The following is a 22914-nucleotide window of genomic DNA, read 5'->3' as shown; positions in this document are numbered from 1 at the left end:
TATACAAAGCAGTTTATATATTAAATACACCGGTTTAATAAATATGTTTAGCGCCTTGAAATACACACCTTGTATGCATATATAACGCTAATTACACAGTGCTATTGTTACTAAGGAAATAACAAATACCATGACCCACCCATTTATTAAGAACTACGCTTATAGTACGCAGGTTAAGGCCGAATCAGATCTAGCAAAAAGTGCTCTGCCTAAAACCCATGTAGGTATTTTAGGTGGGGGAACTGCAGGGGCAACAATTGCGATTCGCCTTGCGGCATTGGGCATAAAAACGACTATATTTGAGAAAAAAAAGTCACTTATTGACGGCCCTCCTATGTGTCATCTGCACGCCGGTGGTAATTTATACCGTGAAATTCCAGATCAAGACTGTATAGATTTACTTAAACAATGTATTGATATTTTACGACTATATCCTTACAGCATAGATGTACGCCCAACTGTATTTGCTGTGCCAACGCGTGATGATGATTCACCGGATGATTTACTGCCAAGGTTAGACAAGCTTACTAACGCATATAAAGACTTAATTGAACAAGATCATAATAATAAAGTTCTTGGCGAGCCTGATAATTACTATCAGCTTTATAGCCATGAGCAAATGATAACCTTGAGTAAAAAAGAGCAGGTTACTGAGCCTAAAACGCTAGATGAGTGGATGATCCCCGTTGCTAAGCATTTAAACTTAAACAAAGTAAAATACCCACTTATTGTTGTTCAAGAATACGGTTGGAATATATTTAGATTATCAGCAAGTGCACAGCTTGCGCTTGCCCAGTACGAACACGCTAACGTGCTTACCAGCACAGAGGTAAAGCAAGTCAGCAAAGTTGAGCAAAGTAGTGCTAAAAATCAAATGCCAAAATGGAAAATTGAATATCAAAACAACCAAAGCAACAAGACCCAAACAGCAGAAGTAGATTACCTTATAAACGCCTGTGGCTTTCAAACCGGTATTGTTGATGACATGGTAGGCGTAAAGCCCAAGCGTATGGTCGAATTTAAAGCCTCATACATTGCACACTGGCAAGGCGCTGGCGGGAAAATACCCGAAATTATTATTTATGGTAACCGAGGCACACCCGAGGGCATGGCACAATTAACGCCGTACACTAATGGCTATTATCAAATTCATGGTATGACTAACTCAATTACCTTGTTTAACGATGGCCTAGCAGATACAGTCGAGCAAACGGCACAGCCACAACTGCCTACTAAGTACTTGAATTATATAAATAATGGTTGGGATCGGCAGGTGCTAAAAGCACGTGGTCAAAAAGCGATTGATTATGTGGCTGAGTTTGTACCAGCATTTAAAAACGCTAATACGCAAAACAATGCCTTGTTTGGCGGCCAACAGATCCCAGGCGAAGACGACACCTTGCGCGTTGCAGACGTAAGCTTATATTCGCATATTAGCTACGCACGAGCCGAAAATGTAAAAGCGTCATCAACTTTGATCGCTGCTGACGAAATAGTAGCTGAATTTATAAAGCTTGGTTTAATTTGCACAGAACACGACAGTAATAACCACCTTAAGCATCACCAATGGGCCTACCTTAAGAACAGTTGTAATGAAGATATAAGTAAAATTGCACAAGTACTTGCAAAAGAGCGAGGCTTCCCCACAGATATGGCAAATGTGAATCACGGTATATATAAAAGCGTATAGTATAAAAATAAAATAACGTATTGAATTATATTGTTTTTATAAGTGCATTTTTACTGTTAAACAGAAAAAACCTAAAAAGCTTAACTTAATTAAATATATATAAAACTTTAAAAATATCCCTTGCGTTATGACATAGTTTGTCACAAAATAGCGTTGACGTTATGACATAGTGTGTCATGACGCAGTAATTGCTATGGCCGATCAACAAAAAGAAATCGCTCAGCAATAAATGTTATTTTTGGAGACCATGTATGAAACGTGTATTTTTGTTTTTATTAACTAACCTCGCGGTTATGTTGGTATTAGGTGTTGTGCTTTCAATCATAATGAGTGCGCTGGGCTTAAGCCATCGTAGCCTGGGTGGTATTTTATTAATAGCTGCTGTATTTGGTTTTGGTGGGTCATTTATTTCTTTGTATATGTCGAAATGGATGGCGAAAAAATCAACCGGTGCGCAGGTTATTACAAAACCAAGTAACGAAACCGAGCAGTGGTTAATGAACACGGTTGCCGCGCAAGCTAAAAAAGCCGGTATTAATATGCCTGAAGTGGCTATTTACGACAGCCCAGAAATGAACGCTTTTGCAACCGGCCCGAGTAAAAATAACTCGCTGGTGGCGGTAAGCACGGGTTTATTACATAACATGAGCCAAGATCAAGCCGAAGCTGTGCTTGCGCACGAAGTATCGCATGTGGCTAATGGCGACATGGTAACGCTAACGCTTATTCAAGGTGTCGTTAATACCTTTGTTATTTTTGCCGCAAAAGTGTTGGCGGGCATTGTAGATAATTTTATAAATAGCGATGAAGAAGAGGGCGGCAGCAGCTGGACTTACTTCTTATTCGATATGTTATTCCAAGTATTATTTGGTGTACTAGCAAGTGTGGTGGTTGCCCATTACAGCCGCAAACGTGAATTTGCAGCCGACAACGGTGCAGCTCAGTTAGTAGGCGCAGACAAAATGCGTTCAGCCCTTGAGCGATTAAAGCAAAACCACCCATCGCAATTAGAAGGCTCAATGATGGCCTTTGGTATCGCAAGTGGTAAAGGCATGGCTGAGTTGTTTTCATCTCACCCACCGCTTGATGCACGTATAGATGCACTACGACGTTAAAAAATTCAAGTTTTTCACAGTACTTGTAAACAAAAAGCCTGCATTTGCAGGCTTTTTTATGTTTAATAGGTTTTATTGCGATTGAATAATGTCTGTAATGCCCTCTGGCGAAAGTATTTCAATCCAGTAACCATCAGGGTCTTTAATAAAGGCAAGACCCTTCATTGAGCCGCCATCTGGCTGTTTTACAAACTCCACATCGTACTTAGCAAAGCGCTCACAGGCAGCGTATACATCGGGCACGCTTATACCAATATGGCCAAATCCTTTTGGTTCTTCATTACCACTGTGATAACCGCTAAAGCTGTCGTCGTTTTCAGTACCCCAGTTATGGGTAAGTTCAATCAGCGCAGGGCGGCGAAACACCCATTGAGTTTTTTCTTTATCATCGCCTTTAGGCATATCTTGCTCATAGCCTAAAAAGTACAAAGTAAACTCCATACCAGGAAAGTCGTACTTTCCTAACAGCTTCATACCCAATACATTTTCATAAAATGCCAGCGACGGTTTTGGATCTTTAATACGCAACATGGTTTGCTGCATCACATAACCCTCAGTGGCCTGTGCAATTTGCTCTGGAGATTCGTTATAGCTAGACATGAAATAATCCTTAATAAAATGACTGAAAAACCTTAATGGATTTAAAAAGGCAGGGAATACGCACATCATAATCAACAGCAGCAAAAATTAAAACCACCTAGCTAAATTACCAGCCAGTGAGCTGAATGTTTTATAAGCGAAAAATGGCATATTTAGCGATACTGTTTGTTTATACAGTAGTGGTGTTTTGTCTAATATTACTGATCTCCACCATTTTGGGGTATCTCTTCATTTATGAAGTATGAGCTGTAGTTAACTAGTTGTTTACAGGTGTTTATTTGAGGGCTAAGATAAATGCAATGTAATATACGGACATTTGTCGGTTTATAAAACGACAAATGTCGTAGACAAAGTTGTTAGGTGCTAAATCAATTTAGCAGCCAATTATTATTTTGGAGTAGTAATGGAAGACGAAAAACTAAAAATAACTTGCCCTTTATGCAGGGAAAAACACGAGTACTCTATAAATGTAGATAGGTCTTTTGTTCTCTATCAAATGACGTCAGATATGGGTACATCTTTGCGAGAAATAAAGCAATTTAAACGAGCTTTTGTTTGCCCTGATAAGAAAACTAAATTTCAAGCTGTCATCAAAATGGAATATGGGTTTGGTGAAATAATCAATGATGTAATAGTTAGAGAAAGTGTGGTTAATTAATGGCAAGTTTTGAAGTAGAAGACGTAAAACCTATTACTCCACACACTGAAGCTATTTTGAACGCTGGAAGTCGATTATTAAGCGAATCAATAGAAACAGGTCGTGAATTTTGTAAATCTATGATTAGCTTTTCAATTGCTGCTATTCCAGCATATATTGGCTTACTCAAGTTATTCATACCTAAAGATACGTTAATATCTAGTATTGTAAGCCCAATTTGGCTACTTCCTATTTTATTATTTATTCTATCCGCATCTATATTCGTTTTTGGGTACTTACCTGTAAGAAAACTTGTTTCTCTAGAGCTTCCCGATGCCATTGAAAATGCTATAGAAAAACAAATAAATAGACGGTTTTGGCTGGGTGTAATTGGCTTTGTGCTTTTATGCGTAGGTATTGCATCAGGAGTCGGAGTTATAGCTTGTTTATAGGTAATCATAAATAGCACCTAACAAGTCGTTTAAAAGGACAATGCTCCTCACCCGTTTTAGTGGACACCTCCTCATTACTTTGAGGAGGCTAAAATGCCTAGATATACCCAACCTAGAAAGACATGGTTTTACCCAGTTAATTTTAAAATCAAAGCAGTCGAACTAAGCTTACGAGACGATGTCATGTCAAAGGACGTTGCCGAGGCGCTAAATATTCATCCGTTAATGCTGAGTCGTTGGCGAAAAGAGTATCGAGAAGGTAAGTTTAAAAACGTACCGCGCTATCAAAGCAACAATGAAACAATGAGTAAATTCCCAACAAAAAAAGAGCTGGATAACATTCAAAAGCTTAAGAAAGAAAATGAGCGTCTTAAGCAGGAGAATGACCTGCTAAAAAAGTGGCAACGGTATCTGGCGGAAGTACATCAGAACGATTTGGATTCATCCAAAAATTCGGACAAGCCTTAGGTGTAAAATACTTGTGTTCTTGGCTTAATGTTTCGCGTAGTGGGTTTTATGCTTGGCGTGACAGAACAGTGTCAGCTAGAGCGCTGTCAGATGCTAATATGTTGTTGAAGATAAAGCACGTTTTCAATGTAAATCATCAAACCTATGGTAGCCCACGCGTATTTCATGCGCTAAAAAAAGAAGGTATAAACACAAGCCAAAAACGTGTTGCCCGCTTAATGCGAGAAAACGGTTTAAGAGCCAGAGCCCTTAAGACTTACAGCAAACCGGCGAAGGTGAAGTTCTTTTATAAAGAGATAGAAAACAAACGCAAAGATAGTGAAAAGGCCACGGGGATCAATCAGCAATGGTCTGGCGATATTACGTATTTAAAAGTCGGCGCTCGTTGGCATTACCTTGCTGTGGTTATCGACTTATATTCACGTCGAGTAATCGGCTGGGCGTTTGGTAAAAACAAAACAACAGACCTTACGTTAAAGGCGCTAAGGCTTGCGATAAAGAAACGACAGCCAACAGAGAGTGTATTATTTCACACTGACCGAGGCGCAGAATACCGTGCTCACGTTGTACAAAAGTATTTGGCTAGCAAAAACATCAAAGCCAGTATGAATAGGCCTGGGTGCTGTACTGACAACGCAGAAGTCGAGTCGTTCTTTCATTCGCTTAAAGCAGATTTAATTCGAGGAAATAAATTTGAGAGCAGCGGTAAACTATTATCAAAATTAAAGGTTTACCTAAATTATTTTTACAATAGACAGAGATTGCATTCGAGTTTAGGATATAAATCACCTGCCGAGTTTGAATTGGCAGTTAATTGAAACGTGGACGGTGTCCACTTTATCGGGTGAAGATCACAAAAAACAGTTGGCTTTTGCTCCTTCGTCGCTAATTTTAGCCAACTATTTTATTGCCTCTTAACGAGGCGTTGGTATGACTCCCACTGTCAAGTTAAGCACACTGATCCTTGCCTAACTTTTTAAGCCATAATTACTTTAGCTCGAATTAGAGCGAGTTAATACATAGGATGAAGCAAGTAATGTCGTCGGTTATCTTGCTGATATTCGTTGGTTATTACTATTTCTAGTAACAGAGCAGACCTTACTTATTTCGTCGTGGCACCTGTCTTCAGTCTATGTTCGTGGTTCAATGCAGCGTTAGCTGCATTGCCATCCTAACGCCGTCGGTGGTTGTGCCACACCCGATGCTTGATCCCATGCATTAACTCTAATTCGTTTATCATGCGGGTACTCTTGCCAATCTCAGTTTTGTATTCACTGGCGTAAGCACCACTTCTTTAGCAATGGCCCATATGTACGCAATCATTTCTCGGGCAATTGCAGTGACAACAAGGTTGTAGTGTTTCCCTTTGGCTATCATTTTTTTATATCGCTTGCAGAGCCTAAGCTGTGCTTTCCACGCAATATCAATAATGTCCTTTGGTAAACCTTCTTGTCGTTTTTGCATATCTGTGGATATATTTGCTGCATAGCGATAAGTATGTGCACCTTCCACAAGAAGGCGCCTTGCTCGGCCGTTCCCGCATTTTGTGATGGCGCCAATATGGCGTTTGCCACCACTCGAGTGTTCACTGGGTACAAGACCGAGGTAACTCATTAATTTGCGGGGATGGTCGAATCGCGATAAATCGCCAAGCTCAGCCACAACGCCAGTGGCGACCAACAAACGAACACCACGCATAGCTTGTATTGCTTTTACTACAGGGTAATATCGCCATTGATGGACGTGATGTGTTAGCTCATTGTCTAGCCGTTCAAGTCGGCTTATTCGTTCATTAATCGTGTGAAAAAACTCTTGTAAAACGATGTGCTGCGCGGGATGTGGCAACACAAGCTCAGTGAGCCAACGTAAATGCTTTTGTGACCAATTTGCAGTGCCTTTGTAATTAATATTATTACGAAGCAGCAGTGCTTTTAATTGATATTTAGCATCTTTTAAATCTTTCATGGCTACTTCGCGTGCGCGAGATAAATCACGTACAGCTTCATCTTCAGGCTCGGGAACATAAATAGGTGTTAAATCTTCAGATTTAAGTAATTTAGTGAGCTTAAGGGCATCACGTTTATCGGTTTTAATCTTCTCGCCTGGTTTTTTAGGAATAAGAGACGGGGCAACCACATAACAGCAATGGCCAAGGCTGGTAATCAATCGATAAATCCAATAACCACAGGGACCTGCTTCATAAACAAAGTGTAGCGTTGCGCCAGGGTATTTAGATTCGAACTGACGAACAAGCTTTTGAACGGCCACTTTTGAAGAGGGAATTTGGCCAAGATGAACAGGTTGAGCGCCTCTATGTTCTTCAATATAGGCGACTTCATTGAATTCTTTATGTGTATCAAGACCGATAAAAAGTATGCTATGTTTATTCATGTTAGCCTCTGCTGTATAGTTATTTGACAAACTAATTATGGCTCTGGCTTTGAATTAAGCTAACCCACGAAAAGCGGAGGCTAACACCGTGTGGGAGTCATTATGTCTATATGCCATAGAAGAGTCTCACTATGAATCTAGACGATATTGAATTGGTTGCACCAGGGGTTTCTGATTTATCACAAAATGAACATGAGGCATTGCAGCGTTTTACTTTGTTATGGTCTTTATTTGAAGCACAAAAATTAGATGAAAGAGCTTCCGTTAGAAAAATATCAGAAAAAATAGATCTTTTAGATGTAGAGCTAGATTGGTTTAAAGAGCAATTAGATTATTTTAAGAATCGCTATATCGATGAGGGTAATTCAAATCATCACTATGATAATTTGCACTTACGGCCTAACGATAATCCTAAAAGAGTCCTATCTGTACTTAAAGGTGAAAATTCTGATGCAAAAGATCAATTAATAACGTGTCTAACAATTGTGTACAGGTTTAGAAATAACTTTTTCCATGGCGTCAAATGGGCATATGGAATAAAAGGTCAGCTAAATAACTTTACTCATGCAGCAACCTTGCTTAAAAACTGCTTGGTTAAGTTATAAAACGGCATATAACAAGCTAATTAATAAGGACAAAAAACAGTTGGCTGTTTTCGTTCCTCAACATTTTAGCCAACAATTTTTTGCCCATTATTAGGGCGTTATACCTTTCGGAGGTTTAGGTGAAAGTTGAATTCAAAGAAGAAAATAATAACCTAACCATTTCTGAAGATGGGGTTGAATTACTAACAATTGAAAAGCAAGATAAAGATTCATCTGTATTAGCGTACTATTCTGAAGATTTTACTGATGAACTTGCAGTCAAGGTTTTACATTGTGACGCAACTGAAATTCCTATGGGGCTCCAGTTTTTTTCTAGTTACACTAATAATGATTTCGAAATCATAAATTGGGTTGATATACAACGTGATGGTGAACCTGTCGAAATCGAGTTATCAATAACATTTGACTGGGAAAAATGGGATAAACCTATTGTCATAGGCAAGTTCTTGGAACTATACAGCACTGAATTGGAAGCTTTTGGGTTTAAAACTAGGATACTTAAAGAAACCACGGACGCTTGGGCATCGGTAAATGTTATTATCTATATCGAAGCAGGTTGCTTAATAGACTATGTAATATCTAGCAGTCGCAAAGCTAAAGATATTTATGAGCAATTGCTCATAAATATAATAAAAAATGATGCGCAAAGCTCGTTCGTTAAAATATTTAATTTTCCAAAAGAGTATGAAGTAATCTGTAGCCAATATATCCTTTGGTTTGGTGAGCTACTTAACACATTAAATATAAACGCAAATGTGACTACTGAAATTAAAGAAGGTAAAACATCAATAATTGTATCTCCAACTGATGCTCCTGAATTATTAGAGGAAATTGAAAGGCTCTTTTATCAGTACCTTGCTCTTCCATACTCTGAGTACTTACCTTGTGAAACGGATACTACTTCGCATATTGATGAAGCTACATTTCAGCTTTTAGCCAATCAAGTAGAGAACTTTAAATTACAAATTCAAATGAAAGAGTCAATGATTCAATTTAAAGACGCAACGATATCTTCCTTGGCGTTTGAGAACCAGAAAAAAGATAATGAATTATTGTTATTAAAAAGTATTAAAAACCAAGATGAATTGAAAGTTCTCAATGGTGCAATTAGTGTAGGAGAGCTTAAATGGGGCGCGGTGAGAATAAACTTTAAAAAAATCGCAGATATTTTCACTAAAAAGGTATAACAAGGCCATTAAGAACGGACACGTAACAGCTTGCTCGGTTCCGCTTTGCTTCACATTTTAGCAAGCTATTACATAGCCGCTTATGGCGGCGTTAGGGTTTCTTAGGAGGATGGCCTTGAATTCAGATGACACGTCAAAGAAATTGCTGGAGGGATTGGGCTTTAGTGTCACGAAAATTCCAGAAAACAATGACAGGAAAGAAGCAGATTTCTTGGCTAAATTTGGTGGCGATAATTTTCTAATTGAGGCTAAAGTAAAATCAGACTCAGAGAGTGAAATAAATAAGAAGGAGGATACTCTTTCAAGGGGCGACGTGTTTATATCAGAAGCTTCGCTAGGAAGGGATGAAACAATTTCTACAATAATTAGACATGCTTCTAAACAGCTCAGGTCATCCTCAAGCTTTCATGATCATAATTATAAATTGATTTTTATATTTTGCGTTGATATCAACACAAAGACAAAATCAGATAAAGTCATCGACACGTTGTATGGAAGAACCCAAATTATTGAAATGAACAAGCCCAACCCTGTTCTAAAACCATGCTATTTTTTTAGGCATGCAGATCTATACCGAAGAAAAGATGATATTGACGGTGTTGTTATTGGCTACGAAGATCTGCAAGGTAATGCTAATTTTCAGCTTTGCCTGAACACCTACTCAGATAACTACAGCAAAATTAAGGGCAGTTTACTTGTAAGTGAATTTGGCGCTGCGTTAGTAGATCCTATTAGTGAAGAAGAAAATCAGAAAGCCTATATTCCAGACATTAATATTCCACGTTCAAAGCCGAATGAGAGTTACTTGACACCGCTTTATAACCCCATGCTTCATCACCTTAAAGAAAAGTACGGGACGGAATTACTGATGAACGTAGACTTCGATTCTCCTGAATTTTCAATTAGAGGCTGCGGAGATTAACCTTAACAAGTCAATCAACTACGCGCCTTTGGCGCCGGACAGCCTACATAACCAAAGGGGTCAAATCTTGACTTCAGACATCAAATTCATGCGGCAATCTTACAAGCTGCTTTAAAATAAAATGCTGGTGGCTCACTAGCTAATTAATCTCTAAGTTAAATTTAAAGTAAAAGGAAGTTTTTATGAAAAGTATTTGGGGTTAGTATGCAAAAAAAAGAAGACTCTAAAAAAGATGACAAATAGATATCATGTTCAAGCTAATTAATAAGAGCGTTAGGTTTTGAAGGAAGATTATGGACATGAAATTTATTTAGATATTGTTACTATTTTTAAGTTTTAATGCACTTGCAAATAGTGACGCTAAGCCTATTAAACTGATTTAGAAAACTAAATTAAACTGATTCGGAATAGGCTGGATTTCGTCGAGCAAATGGATTCAGCAAGCAATTCAGATATAAAAGGCTTAGAAAAAGCAGCCAAAGATAATGCACTCACTTTGATTCTATTTGCTTTCTTTTCTACATGGTGGGCTAAATCAATCGGTAGAAGTGCATTAGGCTGGTTCCAGTATTTCAGTAATCGCTTTTTGTGCTTGGCAGCGCCGAGCAAACATCAACTACTGCAAGAACTACTCGCATAGAGTCTAATTTATCTAATAATTACTTTAACTACATAGAGCGGGTATTTCTGTGCGTGAGATTTAAGTTTTACAACGATATTTACTTAGTTAAGGCTGAAACTTGTTTTAATAGTCATGAGAAGCCTACTCCCGAGCTGATTAGTAAACTATGTGACACAATTTTAATATATTAATTATGGGTGTCACTTTATGTTTTTGTTTAAAACATCATGTGCTAAATTTATTACAGCTATATTTACAGGGAAGATAAAATGACAAAGCGATTACGTTTTTTATTACCATCAGTATTATTTTGTTTTGGAACAAGCGCGCTAGCAGCTGAGCCGGTTTTATATTACGGCGGAGATATCCTCACTATGGAAGGAGAAAAGCCGCATTATGAGGAAGCTTTAGTTGAGTCAGAAGGGCGGATTGTTTACCTTGGCAGCTTAGCGAAGGCCAGAGAAAAGTTTGACAATCTACAAAACAAAGACCTTCAAGGGAGAACACTTTTACCTGGTTTTTTGGATGCCCATAGCCATATGTACAATACGGGTTTAATTGCGCAATTGGCAAATTTATTACCTCCTCCCGATGGCCCCGGTGCAAATTTTAATAGTTTAGTGACAACAACTAAAAAGTGGATGGAGTCTGCTGAAGGGAAATTCATTATCGGAAAATTTGGTTGGGTGTTAGCTAATGGGTATGACGATTCGCAGCTTAGCGAAAAACAACATCCAACTAAAGATGTTCTAGATAAAATTTCGTCTAAATACCCAGTGCTTATAATGCATCAATCGGGTCATCTAGCAAGTGTCAATTCAAAAGCTCTAGAAGTGGGTGGCTACACAAAGGATACCAAAGACCCCAAAGGCGGTGTAATTAGGCGCTTGGCCGACAATAGTCCTAATGGCGTGCTTGAAGAAGCGGCTTTTTTTAATCTATTATTGCCTATTGTTGCCACTAAATCTGATGCTGAAGTACAGCAAAGGTCCATTGAGCTTGCTCAGCTGGAGTATGCTAAAAATGGATATTTAACAGCTCAAGATGGCCGCACCACAGCGGATGCGACTGCGGCATTAGAAAGAGCAGCTCGTGAAAAATCGCTATTCATTGATGTTGTTTCATACCCTGACATTGTTTGGAATAAGTCAGCTGTTAAACCCGAATTTTATAATTCAGATCGCAGTTATGTTAATCGATACCGAATAGGGGGTGTTAAATTAACTTTAGATGGTTCACCACAAGGAAAAACGGCTTGGTTATCATCACATTATCATACGCCGCCTGAGGGTAAACCGCTGGACTATAAAGGTTATCCTATCATGAGTGATGAGGTGGCCATTAAACATATAAACACGGCGTTTAAAAACAAATGGCAGATTATTGCTCACACCAATGGTGATGCAGCGATTGACCAATATATTAAAGCTATTAAAGTGGCTAAAAAAAGTTATGGGTATGATGATCACCGTAGCGTGATGATTCACGGCCAGACTTTACGTAAAGATCAAATCCCGGATTTAGTCGATTTAGGGATCCTCCCATCGTTGTTTCCTATGCACACTTTTTACTGGGGCGATTGGCATGTAGAGTCTGTTTTGGGGCACCCAAGGGCAGATTATATTTCGCCATCACGAGATGTAGTTGAGGCTGGTTTAACGGTTACTTCTCACCATGATGCCCCTGTGACATTTCCAAACTCAATGCGAGTGCTCGATGCAACGGTTAATCGTATTACGCGTTCGGGTAAAGTATTGGGGCCGGATCAACGTTTAACGCCTTATGAAGGGTTAAAAACATTAACGCAATGGGCTGCTATTCAATACTTTGAAGAAACAAGTAAAGGTACGCTAGCTGAGGGAAAGCTCGCGGATTTCGTCATTTTAAGTAACAACCCTTTAAAAGTGGAACCACTTACTATTAAGGATATAAAAATAGTGCAAAGCATTAAAGAAGGTCATGTTGTATATTCAAATTGATATTCAACATGAAACAATTTTAACGCTTAACTATACGACTGCTTTAGTCGCCGTCGTATTAAACCTCAGCCTTGAGGTGCAACAGTGAAGTTTGAGATTTAATGAATATTAACCAAAGGGATCAAATCTTGACTTCAGACATCAAATTCATGCGGCAATCTTATAAGCTGTTTTTGAAATAAAATGCTGGTGGCTCACTAGCTAACTAATCTCTAAGTTAAATTAAGGAAAAGAAAGTTTTTATGAAAGGCATTAATTGTAAAAGGAATTAAACGTATTTGGTTCATGCTAGTTGTGTGCCCAATGTTAATTATTTTAGGTGTAGCTACCTTTGCACCGTTATTAGGGGAGTATATGTATTATTTGCAATGCTTAAAAAGTAAAACACTGACGGATTAACATTTAATATCCGCCAATGTTTACACTTTATTTAAAGGAGTACATCAATTTGTGATAGTCAGGCTTAACCTTTTCTACGGTTAAGACTTATCAAACATATCGCTAAAAGTAATGTTGCAATCATACCAGAGGCACCTGCAACACCTGATGGCAGAAATCCATCACGTCCAAAAGTAATTAAAATGGCATTGGCTAACATTGCAACCACGCCTACAAAAGCTGTAAGCCCTCCTAATGCTTTACCGCCTCTGGCTATATAAGACAGTCCAAAAACAAGTGCCGCTAATCCTAATAATACTTTGGCTGCGTAGTAAATCATGAATGACAAAGCAACCACGCCATTAATTAAAGGTTGTGCTCCTTCTACTGAGCCTGCAACTTTGCCAAATGTTGAAAATAACGTAAGGCCAATACTCACTTGAACTATGTTAAGTACCGCGCTAAACGTAATAGCCGACCATCCTAGTTGAGCGTTTTTTGCTTGCACCATAGCTGAGCCTGCAAAAGCAACGAGCAAAGTAAATACCAGAGCTTCTAGTCCCCAAGCAAACTGCCTTGAAAAGCTAATTTCAGCACTGTAAAGGGCTGAAAAAATAGCCTGTGATATAGCCAATACCAACAATAAAGATGCTGAAATTAGGATGGTGCGTTTATTCGTAAACTCCATTATATACCTCTTATAATTTTATATTTAACGCTTTAAAAAGATGCAGTAGCTTTGAAAATACAAAACATATGAAACTTTATATAACTAGCGTTCACTCTTGGGCCTGTTTATCTTTAAAGGTTAAATTTGCAACAGTCTATTTGATCTTTTAGCAAGGCCTATGTGGTGTGGTTATTCCCCATAAATTGGCGATAACCTAGTATAAATACCAAACAAGCGTTGCCCGAAGGGGTCTTCCTCTGGGAAATTTATTCATTGTTACTCGGTTTATACTTAGCCCACTAGGTTACAATCTCACACCGCGATTAAATCCCCCTTAGATTGAACAAATTTTAAGTCTGAAAGATCAACAGGTCCTCAAGATACAAGACAGGTGAAACTATTTAATTATTTCACTTAAGTTGAAATAAATTAGACACCTGAACTTGTTAAATAAACAGAACTAATAGTGCGAGAGGAAAAACGGGGGCTTTATTAACTTCATTTTTTAGATGGAAAATAAAGAGGTTGCCTAACTGACTGTTTAGCTTTTGGAAAGGTGAGATATACGGATACACAGTTTTTTATACATAGGTTATAAAAGAACCAATAGAATAGTAATTAACTATAGCTATGACTTACAAAACTAAATGTAAGGCATAAACCCAGTTTTATACTGCCATAGCGATTTAACGAAAATTTATAAAACTTCTAACGGTTAATTTTTTGTAAATATTTGTACCTTTTTTGTTTACTTTTTAATTTCATATGCTAATTTTTAAATGCTCGGTTGAGCGAATAATAATCAAATTTAAGGATTAAAAATGAAAAACATACTAAAAACACTATTTATTTGTGGTGCTGCGCTTACAGCTAACTCTGCTTTTGCAACTGATCTAGTTTGCGATGTATATCCAAATGGTTCAGGTGGAAACTCGATGAACGGAAGATCAAACTGCTTTACCATAGATTTTAGTTTTGGTAACCAAACAACAGGGAAGTACTATTTACAGAATATTTCAAAACCGATTAACAAAGTTATTTGGCAAGGCGATGCATCTTGCACAGGCGGTACATCGTGTAATATGACTGTAAGAGCTTACAGAAGCTATAGTGCATCTGCTTTAATTTTGTATAAAGATGGGACCTATGAAACGACAAATACGTCTCGTATGAGCTATGAAACAGGCCATTAGTAATCATCGCTTATAATAGAAGAACAATATAGATCAGTATTTATTGTGAGAATGCATGTAGCGGCTTATTTTAGTCGCTATTTTTTTGGATAGCGTGTTAAACATATACAGATAAGGAGATACGATGAGACTGGCAATGTTGATGTCGTTTATGTTTTTTTTAATTAGTTGTTCGAGCTTAGCGACCAATAGCAAAGAATTAAGTAAATCTAAGCAAACTGAAGAGTTTATTACTCTTGTCAGTCATGCCAAAACCTATGACCTGTCTCATAATTGGGATGAAAATTCCCCAATAGCGTCCGTTAACCCAAAATACTCAATGGCACTTAATGCAACCCATGCTGATACACGTGGTACATTTGGTGATAACAATCAGCTCTCATTCACCTCCGAAATAATGCAATGGAGTGGTCACCATGGAGGTCCAACTATTGATGCGTTAGGTCATATTGGTCGAGATGGTTTACTGTATGGTGGAGTAGATGCGGCGCAAGCGACCAATGATCGTAGAGGAATAGGACGCAGTGGTGTAGGGAGTGACTTAGGAATTGATCATTATCCTGTAAACTTATTGAGTAACCGAACGGTATTACTTGATGTGGCTCGCTTTATTAACGGTGACGATACCCCATTGGCTGCAGATTTTGACATAACAGCGTCACATTTAAAAAGAACAGCAAAATCGCAAGGTGTAAAAATTAAAAAAGGCGATACTGTGTTTATTAGAACGGGGTGGGGGCAATATTTTGCTAATAACCCACTGCAATATATTGCAGAACATGCTGCAGGCGTTGGTGTAAGTGGTGCACAGTTTTTAATAAAGGCTGGTGCAAGTGTTGTGGGTAATGACACCCTTACTTTTGAAAAACGCCCACCTATTGCTACAGAACCCTCATTTCAGGTTTTTCCGGTACATATGATGTTATTAGCAGATAACGGTATTTACATAATAGAAAACTTGTTCCTTGAGGAGCTAGCTAAAGAAAAAGTCTATGAGTTTATTGCCATTGTGCCGCCGCTTAAAATACGTGGTGGCACTGGCTCGGCATTACGCGTATTTGCACTTACAAGTAACTTATAGTTGAATAAAGAGTAAGGTTAATAGTGGCTACTGTTTTTATATACAGTGGTATCGTTTTTTGAAATAAGAAACATACACAAAGAGTATTTTTCTTTATCATGATAAAAGTACTGGCTGTAAAATTAACAATACTTATATGGACGACTCAAGGATGAACAAAGGAATATTAAAATCGTGGAATGACGATAAAGGCTTTGGCTTTATTAAATCAAGCACACTGCAACACGATACCTTTATACACATATCGTCGCTCAAACATATGAGTCGTAAACCTAAAGTGGGTGACATTATCTATTTTGAGGTTGCGACTGAGCCTAACGGTAAAACTAAAGCTGTAAATTGCCGTATTGAGGGCGTACTAGCACAACCACACATAAAAGCTTTAACAAGGCCGGTTAGATTAAGCAAAACCTCAGGTAAGAACTCACCTTTAATGAAACTCATAACGTTTGGTATTATTGTTAGTATTGGCTTTAGCGTGTATAAAACCGGTTTTTTAAATACCAAGCAAACACCTGTAGTGACTAACGCTAATTTAGAGTCATTTATGCCCGCTAGTTCAAACTCACTTACTAAAACACAGCAAGCATTTCGCTGTGATGGCCGCCAACATTGTAGCCAAATGACCTCGTATGCAGAGGCATTATTTTTTATTCAACATTGCCCAAATACTAAAATGGACGGTGATAAAGACGGAGAGCCCTGTGAACGGCAGTTTGGGAATAGGTAGTTTTTATATTGAGGTTATTAATAAACTAAAAATTAGTTTTGGGCCCTTAGGGGGAATACAATTTTTAGTAATACAGTTATAAATAGCTGGTGGATTTAAAGCCATTTATCAAGGAAGTTGTTATGTTTAAAGTAATAATTGGATGTGCTGTTATATTTTCGTTTGTTTGTATGTTACTCGCTGCGGCACCTTTTACGCCTGCAATATCAGGTTCATTTATTATGCTGTTGTTTGCAGGGGCTATAGGTTACAAGGGCTATCTGCAATCAAGCTTAATACTGCTGTTAATTAATACGCTTGCAGTTATTGGCAGCCCAGCTACAGATATAGACAACACCCAAACATTACTGTTTTTACCAATATTATTTTTAATCTCATTTGGTGGTGTTTTATTAGGCGTAAGAAAGTTAACGAAATTGTAAAAGAAGATGCCGAAGGGATATATGATTATATTATGGAGCAGGTTAATAAATTATGAGTGATAGAGAAATTTGGGTCGCTATATTAATTATGTCATCTATTATTTCTGGGATCCTTTATGTGGTTTTTGGCCAAATGACCGTACGTAAATTAAGAAAAAACCCTAAAACAAAAGATATACTCGGTCTAGAGGTTATTAGTGGTTGGGATATTATAAATGTTGCTCAAGCATTCTCCTTGCCAAGGCGTTGGTTACTTAAAATTGAAAAAAGTAAGTTTTCTTTTATGTATGCGCACTCTTCGTTGTTATTTGAAAATACAACCAAATTCGATAGATTTCTTGGATGTATCTTTTATTGGTTATTAACACTTTCGGGTCTATTTGGCGCTTTACTCGTTGTACTTAACTTATTTGGCGTTTTTAGTTAATTGGTGTAAATATTGAATTGGCTAGTTATGTGACTAGCCAATTCAATTATCAACTTTATTACTACAAAAATGATTTAGCTTTACTCATTAAAGCGCTTCAAAAATGGCTGCTATGCCTTGCCCGCCACCAATACACATTGTGACTAGCCCATATTTGCCTTGAGTTCGTTTGAGTTCGTACAAGCATTTAGTTGATAAAATTGCACCCGTTGCGCCAACAGGGTGGCCTAAGGCAATTGCACCACCATTCGGGTTTACCTTATGGGCAGGGAAATTTAACTCGTTAGCAACGCACAGTGCTTGTACTGCAAAGGCCTCGTTAGACTCAATCACATCCATATCGTCGATGGTTAAGTCGGTTTTTTCAAATACCTGTTGTACTGCAGGAATAGGGCCGATACCCATTAAAGTAGGATCAACGCCTGCTCTGGCATAACCCACTAAACGAGCGAGCGGTTTTAAGCCTTGCTCATTTGCTTTTTGCTCTGACATAAGTACCAACATGGCTGCACCATCGTTTATACCTGATGAGCTTGCTGCGGTAACGGTGCCATCTTTTTTAAAGTAGGGCTTTAAAGATGCAAGTTTATCGGCTGTGGTATCGGCGCGAACATGTTCGTCGGTGTCAAAAATATGCGTCCCTTTTCGCGACTTGATTTCTATTGGCACAATCTGCTGTTTAAAATGACCTGCAGCAATGGCTTTTGCAGCTTTATGATGGCTTTTTGCTGCGTACTCGTCTTGCTGCTGACGGCTAATTGAATATTTTTCTGCAATGTTTTCAGCTGTTATTCCCATCGGGTTATTATCCCATGGGTCTTGTAAGGTCGTGGTGAGCTCATCAACCATAGTGCTATTACCCATTTTTTGCCCCCAGCGGTTACTTTCGAGGGTGTAGGCAGAGCTACTCATGCTTTCTGCTCCGCCAGCAAGGGCTGCATCTACATCACCTAATTGAATTTGTTGTGCCGCTTGTATGATTGCTTCAAGCCCAGAACCACATAAACGATTAAGCGTTACAGCGTGGCTGCTTATAGGTAAACCCGCATCTAGCCCAATGATTCTTGAAAGGTATGCGTCTTTAGAGCCGTTATGAATTACTTTACCAACTACAGTTGAGCCAACTTGGTTGGGTGATAGCTTGGCTCTGGCTAGTGCTTCTTTCGCACATAGAGTGCCTAGCTCGGCGGGCGTGAAATGTTTAAGGCTGCCACCAAAGCTGCCGATAGCGGTACGCACTGCGCTTAATATAACTACGCTATTGTTATTAAGTTTTGTCATTGTTTTCTCTTATTATTTTTATGTTTATAACCACTTTGTGCTGAGCTTGTGTTGAGTAGAGCCAAAGAGATTAATAGTTTTATTAATGCATCAAAGCATAATTTTTAAATAAACTAAAGGCGAGGTTGTTTAAGCTGTATGTGTTATTTAATAAAGTGATGAGTAAAATAGGTGTGTGGCAATGATACTTTTAGTTTTAATGTATGAAATAGGGCTCTCAGTATGAAAGCCCTTGGGGGTTATAAATCAATCATTTCAATATTAACAACTACATTTTTAAAACCAGCATCTTCAAACTCTTTTTTTAACTTTTCTGCACTTGAGTAATCACTAGCTGAAACACTTCGTTTACTTCTTTGGTTAGTAACAAGTGGGGTTTCATCACCAAAATAAACGCTACCAGCAAATTGGCTTTGTGCATAAAAGTGACCTGTTAGGGTTGTTTTCTTAGGTCTTAAAACATGGCTTAAATAGTATTGCATTGTTGATAAGCTTGTTTGTTGTATCATCCAAGGCCAATCCCATTTTTTATTCTCACCTGGTATGTAACGGTGTTCCCATTGATATTCAATGCTCTTATCTTGACCTGCCCAGCGGCCAATCACAAAATTAGCGGTGTCATTAGGTCTGTTTTCTGGGTGGCTTAATAAAGCATTGCCTCCCCACCGCATAAAGCCATTTATAGATAGATCGTAGGTAATATCAGCATCGAATGAATAAGGATACGATATTGATGATTTAAACAAATCGACCTTTGCATTAAGCTTCGTGAATGCTGGCACATTGGTTCTTGCTTGTACCACAACTCGCTCAGCTTCAGAGCCGCCATTACTTGTTCCCCATGCTTGCTCTGCTGCTATTGTGACAGATAACGAAGTGTCTGAGCCACCAGTAACAGAGGGAGACTTCCATGTATTAGATAATGTAACAGACTCAGAAATACTGTAATCATTGGTTTTAGACCAGTTGGTTGCCGCATCGTATTCAATGGTAACGACTGACATTTGAGCTGCTGACGTGTCATTCACTGCAGGGACTGTTAGCGTTTTAATGAGTTCTTTGTCAGCAGCAACAATATCACCAGTTATTTTATATGATTCGTTATCCATCACATATTCAAAGTTAGATACAGTAATAGCTGACTTTTCATCACATCGGTAACCATCACAACTTCCACCATTGTAACCTTGTATTTTCCATCCTGAGCCCGTTTTGGACACCTCCATGTCCTCACCAACATAGCTTGAGCGATTTCCACCAACCCACGCAAATCCCATTGTATGGGCAAGGTATGAAAGGGGTTTTATAAAACCCTCTTTTTGATTTACTAAGTCCCATTCAATTTGGCTTTGACTGCCAGGCGATACTTTTACGGGGCTTAAAGTAGGAATTTCATTAATGGGATCGGTAGGGTAGCACCAAGAATTTGCAGCAGTCCCTTGTTTGATTTCACCTGCGTAACCAGAGCCCATAATGACCCAGCCGTTAGCCAATCCCGTTATTTGCCACTTCCCCATTTTGTTTACAAGGTCGTTTCTGTAAGTTTGCGATTCAGCTTTTGTAATTAATCTATTATCAGCTGAGCATACTCCTGCACCTAAGCTTTCATTTTTAAGTTGATCTGGATAAATTGCAGTTGTATTAGCATTTACAAAACTTGTGTGTGACAACAGCAATAGAGGTATTATTTTTTTCATTAAGTTACATCCTTTAAAATCATATTTTAATTAGGCCCTAATTAAATAATCTAATTTTGGACCGATTTTGATTCTAAAGAACTCGCTATATTTTTATAGAGTGTTAAATGAAAGTTGATTTTTCAAAAATATTAGTTGCTTAAATATTACAAAAAATCATTAAGGCAATAGTGCTGTTGTAGCTACATTTTTATCCCCTTGAGAGAGTACTCTAAAAAATCGATTAGATAGCGTGTACTTTTTGGGATTAGTTTATCAGGCCATATTAGGTTTACATCTCGCTTAACGGGTGTGTACTGTGTTAATACTTCAACCAAGCTTTCATCTTTTATATAAGGTAATAAACAATATTTTGGGCCATAATAAACACCTCTTCCTTCAATAGCAGCTAAGGCACACATTTCTATATCGTTAGAAATAAAGTTAGGTTGAGGTTTAAAAATAACCTTCTCATTTTTATTTGCTTTAAAAGACCAATTTTCGAATGGCGAGCACGATATGTGGGGGAGTTCAGCCAAATCGTTAAAATTACTTGGCATACCATATTGCTTAATTAAACTCGATGAGCAAGCTAAAACAAAGCTCATTTGGTTAATGACTTTACATATATTTTGTGAGCTATCTAATTTTCCAATTCTAATAGCTAAATCAAACTCGGTGGCTTTTAAATCAAGACGTTCATCTGATAGCATCATATGAATCTTAATATTTGGATAAAGTAGGGTGAATTGATTTATAACGCCTGAGAAGTACACGCTCTTTATAAAGTTTTGCGGCGCTATTAATTTAATTTTACTCACTTCATTTTCACTAGAGTTCTTAAAATTGCACAGCGTACTTTGTAAACCCTCTACGTGAGCTAAGCAATGGCTATAAAAGCTTTTTCCAGGCTCAGTTAATCGCAAACTTCCTTTTTCACGATAAAACAACGCTAAAGATAAGTCTTCTTCAAGTTTTTTTATTTTTCTTTGTAAGGTGGGCAAAGGAATATTTAACTTTACTGACGCTTCATTAAATGTTTTGTAATCATTTACTTTTATAAAAAGCGCGATGATATCAAGCAAGGTAAATCTCCTGTATAAATTTGAGGTATAAAATCGTATTTAGTACTTAATTATTGGTTAGATTCATAAAACTAATCATTTATTTAAAGTACCCATTAGTCCCTTTTGTGGCAACAAAAATTTTACCTTTGTATTAGAATGTTTAATAAATTATTGTGAGCGAAGGTGTACTTACTTGAGGTATTAGTAATTAAAGATTCTACAAATAGCGCGTTTTTGAAAATAAAAACTCAGTAGAAACAATCCGTAACATTTTACTATAACGTTTTAATAGACAAACAATAAGCTAGTAATTACGCTAGACACACTTTTTTGGTGAATAATCATGATGCATAGGATCTGATTACCTAAATGGAATTTGCCATGATAAATCAACAGAACCGAAGGTATTAAAGATGAATATATTTATAAAATGGTTGATTTTAGCTGCATTAATTATTGCCGCTATTACGTGTTATTCGTATGGTAGCACTACTGGCTTATTTATTTTTATTATTGCGGGCTTTGTTTTTGAAATGGCGTTTATGGTATTTCCTATAAAAAAGAAATCGTCATTGTAGAAAGCTATTTAACCGTCTTGAAAAATTAATTTTTTTAGTTAGCGAGATAAGGGAATAAATAAAAAGGCTGCATTTTTTACAGCCTTTTTGGTTTAATAAACTTAATGGGTAACTCTATCGCCCCAAATGTCTTCTAGGCGGCTATCACGGCCACAGCGCCAGCGATAGGTATTATAACGAATAGGGTTATTTTTATAGTAATCTTGATGATAACTTTCTTTGCCCTTTATCGGGTAAAAGGTTTTCGCATCAAGAATAGGGGTTATCACTGTTTGCTTAGTAAACTCACTAATAACAGCTTGTTTAGATTTTTGAGCTAGCTTTCGTTGTTGCTCATTAGCTACAAAAATTGCGCTACGGTAGCTTGGGCCTTTATCACAAAACTGACCTTTGGCGTCAAAAGGATCAATGTTAACCCAGTAATGGTTTAAAATATCTTGATAGCTTAATACGTCAGTGTTGTAGGTAACCAGAACGGCTTCGTAATGGCCGCGATGATTACCATTGTAAGTAGGATTTTTAATTTCACCGCCAGTAAAACCTGAGATCACATCGGTTACACCTTCGAGTTTTTCAAAGTCACTTTCCATACACCAAAAACAGCCTCCTGCTAAAATAGCTTGTTCGGTTTTAGCGTACGTTAATGAGCTAAACAAAAGCCCCACAGAGGTTAATGCTAGCGCTAATGTGTGTTTCATAAAATTTATCACCTGTAGTTATGAATAAATACTTGTATAGTAAGA

General features: G+C 37.8%; 23 protein-coding genes. 16 read left to right on the top strand and 7 right to left on the bottom strand.

Annotated features, from left to right (window positions below; all coding sequences use genetic code 11):
- Positions 1 to 130: 130 nt before the first annotated feature.
- Positions 131 to 1690 (top strand): FAD-dependent oxidoreductase, encoded by a 1560-nt coding sequence (locus FLM54_RS08045; protein ID WP_178956110.1) that lies wholly within the window; start codon positions 131 to 133, stop codon positions 1688 to 1690.
- 251 nt (positions 1691 to 1941) lie between these two features.
- Positions 1942 to 2805: a protease HtpX gene (gene htpX / locus FLM54_RS08040; RefSeq protein ID WP_178956109.1), complete on the top strand. Its 864-nt coding sequence runs from the start codon at positions 1942 to 1944 to the stop codon at positions 2803 to 2805.
- A gap of 72 nt (positions 2806 to 2877) precedes the next feature.
- Here htpX and gloA read toward each other — a convergent pair whose 3' ends face one another.
- Entirely contained in the window at positions 2878 to 3405 is a 528-nt protein-coding gene (gene gloA / locus FLM54_RS08035) for a lactoylglutathione lyase (protein ID WP_076918687.1), read from the bottom strand.
- 403 nt (positions 3406 to 3808) lie between these two features.
- Between gloA and FLM54_RS08030 the strand changes: the two genes are divergently transcribed.
- The 3 genes from FLM54_RS08030 to FLM54_RS08020 all read left to right on the top strand — a co-directional run bounded on the left by FLM54_RS08030 (position 3809) and on the right by FLM54_RS08020 (position 5780).
- Positions 3809 to 4063 (top strand): hypothetical protein, encoded by a 255-nt coding sequence (locus FLM54_RS08030; protein ID WP_178956108.1) that lies wholly within the window; start codon positions 3809 to 3811, stop codon positions 4061 to 4063.
- Complete coding sequence (locus FLM54_RS08025) at positions 4063 to 4494, top strand: hypothetical protein (RefSeq protein ID WP_178956107.1); 432 nt, start codon at positions 4063 to 4065, stop codon at positions 4492 to 4494. Before FLM54_RS08030 ends, FLM54_RS08025 begins: the two co-directional genes overlap by 1 nt.
- A gap of 93 nt (positions 4495 to 4587) precedes the next feature.
- A protein-coding gene (locus tag FLM54_RS08020) for an IS3 family transposase (protein ID WP_178956106.1) occupies positions 4588 to 5780 on the top strand; the annotation gives its coding sequence in 2 pieces (ribosomal slippage) (positions 4588 to 4893 and positions 4896 to 5780; 1191 coding nt in all).
- Positions 5781 to 6198: 418 nt separating this feature from the next.
- Here FLM54_RS08020 and FLM54_RS08015 read toward each other — a convergent pair.
- Positions 6199 to 7353, bottom strand: a complete 1155-nt coding sequence (locus FLM54_RS08015; protein WP_178956105.1) for an IS110 family transposase — start codon at positions 7351 to 7353, stop codon at positions 6199 to 6201.
- A gap of 131 nt (positions 7354 to 7484) precedes the next feature.
- Between FLM54_RS08015 and FLM54_RS08010 the strand changes: the two genes are divergently transcribed.
- The 5 genes from FLM54_RS08010 (at position 7485) to FLM54_RS07990 (ending at position 12668) form a co-directional block, all read left to right on the top strand.
- Positions 7485 to 7958, top strand: coding sequence for a hypothetical protein (locus FLM54_RS08010; protein ID WP_178954436.1), 474 nt, complete (start codon positions 7485 to 7487; stop codon positions 7956 to 7958).
- 119 nt (positions 7959 to 8077) lie between these two features.
- Positions 8078 to 9145, top strand: a complete 1068-nt coding sequence (locus FLM54_RS08005) for a hypothetical protein (RefSeq protein ID WP_178956104.1) — start codon at positions 8078 to 8080, stop codon at positions 9143 to 9145.
- Positions 9146 to 9260: 115 nt separating this feature from the next.
- On the top strand, positions 9261 to 10067 hold the full coding sequence (locus tag FLM54_RS08000) for a hypothetical protein (RefSeq protein ID WP_178956103.1): 807 nt from the start codon (positions 9261 to 9263) through the stop codon (positions 10065 to 10067).
- Positions 10068 to 10497: 430 nt separating this feature from the next.
- Positions 10498 to 10707: a hypothetical protein gene (locus FLM54_RS07995; RefSeq protein ID WP_178956102.1), complete on the top strand. Its 210-nt coding sequence runs from the start codon at positions 10498 to 10500 to the stop codon at positions 10705 to 10707.
- 251 nt (positions 10708 to 10958) lie between these two features.
- The gene (locus FLM54_RS07990; RefSeq protein ID WP_178956101.1) at positions 10959 to 12668 is read left to right on the top strand and encodes an amidohydrolase; all 1710 of its coding nucleotides are present in this window, start codon (positions 10959 to 10961) and stop codon (positions 12666 to 12668) included.
- Positions 12669 to 13131: 463 nt separating this feature from the next.
- On the opposite strand, the gene FLM54_RS07985 is transcribed toward FLM54_RS07990, so the two are convergent.
- Positions 13132 to 13734 carry a thiamine biosynthesis protein ThiC gene (locus tag FLM54_RS07985; protein ID WP_178956100.1) on the bottom strand — a complete coding sequence of 201 codons (603 nt, stop codon included), beginning with the start codon at positions 13732 to 13734 and terminating at the stop codon, positions 13132 to 13134.
- 803 nt (positions 13735 to 14537) lie between these two features.
- Here FLM54_RS07985 and FLM54_RS07980 point away from each other — a divergent pair.
- The 5 genes from FLM54_RS07980 to FLM54_RS07960 all read left to right on the top strand — a co-directional run bounded on the left by FLM54_RS07980 (position 14538) and on the right by FLM54_RS07960 (position 17569).
- A complete protein-coding gene (locus tag FLM54_RS07980) occupies positions 14538 to 14909 on the top strand; it encodes a hypothetical protein (protein ID WP_138606163.1) in 372 nt (123 codons plus the stop codon).
- A 124-nt stretch (positions 14910 to 15033) separates the two neighbouring features.
- On the top strand, positions 15034 to 15990 hold the full coding sequence (locus FLM54_RS07975; RefSeq protein WP_178956099.1) for a cyclase family protein: 957 nt from the start codon (positions 15034 to 15036) through the stop codon (positions 15988 to 15990).
- A 151-nt stretch (positions 15991 to 16141) separates the two neighbouring features.
- Complete coding sequence (locus tag FLM54_RS07970; RefSeq protein ID WP_178956098.1) at positions 16142 to 16720, top strand: cold shock domain-containing protein; 579 nt, start codon at positions 16142 to 16144, stop codon at positions 16718 to 16720.
- Positions 16721 to 16842: 122 nt separating this feature from the next.
- Positions 16843 to 17142, top strand: coding sequence for a DUF6419 family natural product biosynthesis protein (locus tag FLM54_RS07965; protein WP_178956097.1), 300 nt, complete (start codon positions 16843 to 16845; stop codon positions 17140 to 17142).
- 52 nt (positions 17143 to 17194) lie between these two features.
- Positions 17195 to 17569: a hypothetical protein gene (locus tag FLM54_RS07960; RefSeq protein WP_008113868.1), complete on the top strand. Its 375-nt coding sequence runs from the start codon at positions 17195 to 17197 to the stop codon at positions 17567 to 17569.
- Between the two features lie 87 nt (positions 17570 to 17656).
- On the opposite strand, the gene bktB is transcribed toward FLM54_RS07960, so the two are convergent.
- From bktB to FLM54_RS07945, 3 genes are all read right to left on the bottom strand, one after another.
- Complete coding sequence (gene bktB / locus FLM54_RS07955) at positions 17657 to 18850, bottom strand: beta-ketothiolase BktB (protein WP_178956096.1); 1194 nt, start codon at positions 18848 to 18850, stop codon at positions 17657 to 17659.
- Positions 18851 to 19089: 239 nt separating this feature from the next.
- Positions 19090 to 20547, bottom strand: coding sequence for an aerolysin family beta-barrel pore-forming toxin (locus FLM54_RS07950; RefSeq protein ID WP_178956095.1), 1458 nt, complete (start codon positions 20545 to 20547; stop codon positions 19090 to 19092).
- A 182-nt stretch (positions 20548 to 20729) separates the two neighbouring features.
- Positions 20730 to 21611: a LysR family transcriptional regulator gene (locus FLM54_RS07945; RefSeq protein WP_138606173.1), complete on the bottom strand. Its 882-nt coding sequence runs from the start codon at positions 21609 to 21611 to the stop codon at positions 20730 to 20732.
- Between the two features lie 395 nt (positions 21612 to 22006).
- Here FLM54_RS07945 and FLM54_RS07940 point away from each other — a divergent pair, with 395 nt between their 5' ends.
- Positions 22007 to 22171: a hypothetical protein gene (locus FLM54_RS07940; RefSeq protein ID WP_171039595.1), complete on the top strand. Its 165-nt coding sequence runs from the start codon at positions 22007 to 22009 to the stop codon at positions 22169 to 22171.
- A gap of 101 nt (positions 22172 to 22272) precedes the next feature.
- On the opposite strand, the gene msrA is transcribed toward FLM54_RS07940, so the two are convergent.
- On the bottom strand, positions 22273 to 22869 hold the full coding sequence (gene msrA, locus FLM54_RS07935; RefSeq protein WP_178956094.1) for a peptide-methionine (S)-S-oxide reductase MsrA: 597 nt from the start codon (positions 22867 to 22869) through the stop codon (positions 22273 to 22275).
- Between the last annotated feature and the right edge of the window lie 45 nt (positions 22870 to 22914).

This window comes from Pseudoalteromonas sp. Scap25 (genome assembly GCF_013394125.1).
Classification (GTDB): Bacteria; Pseudomonadota; Gammaproteobacteria; order Enterobacterales; family Alteromonadaceae; genus Pseudoalteromonas.
This window is presented reverse-complemented; position numbering and strand designations above follow the sequence as displayed.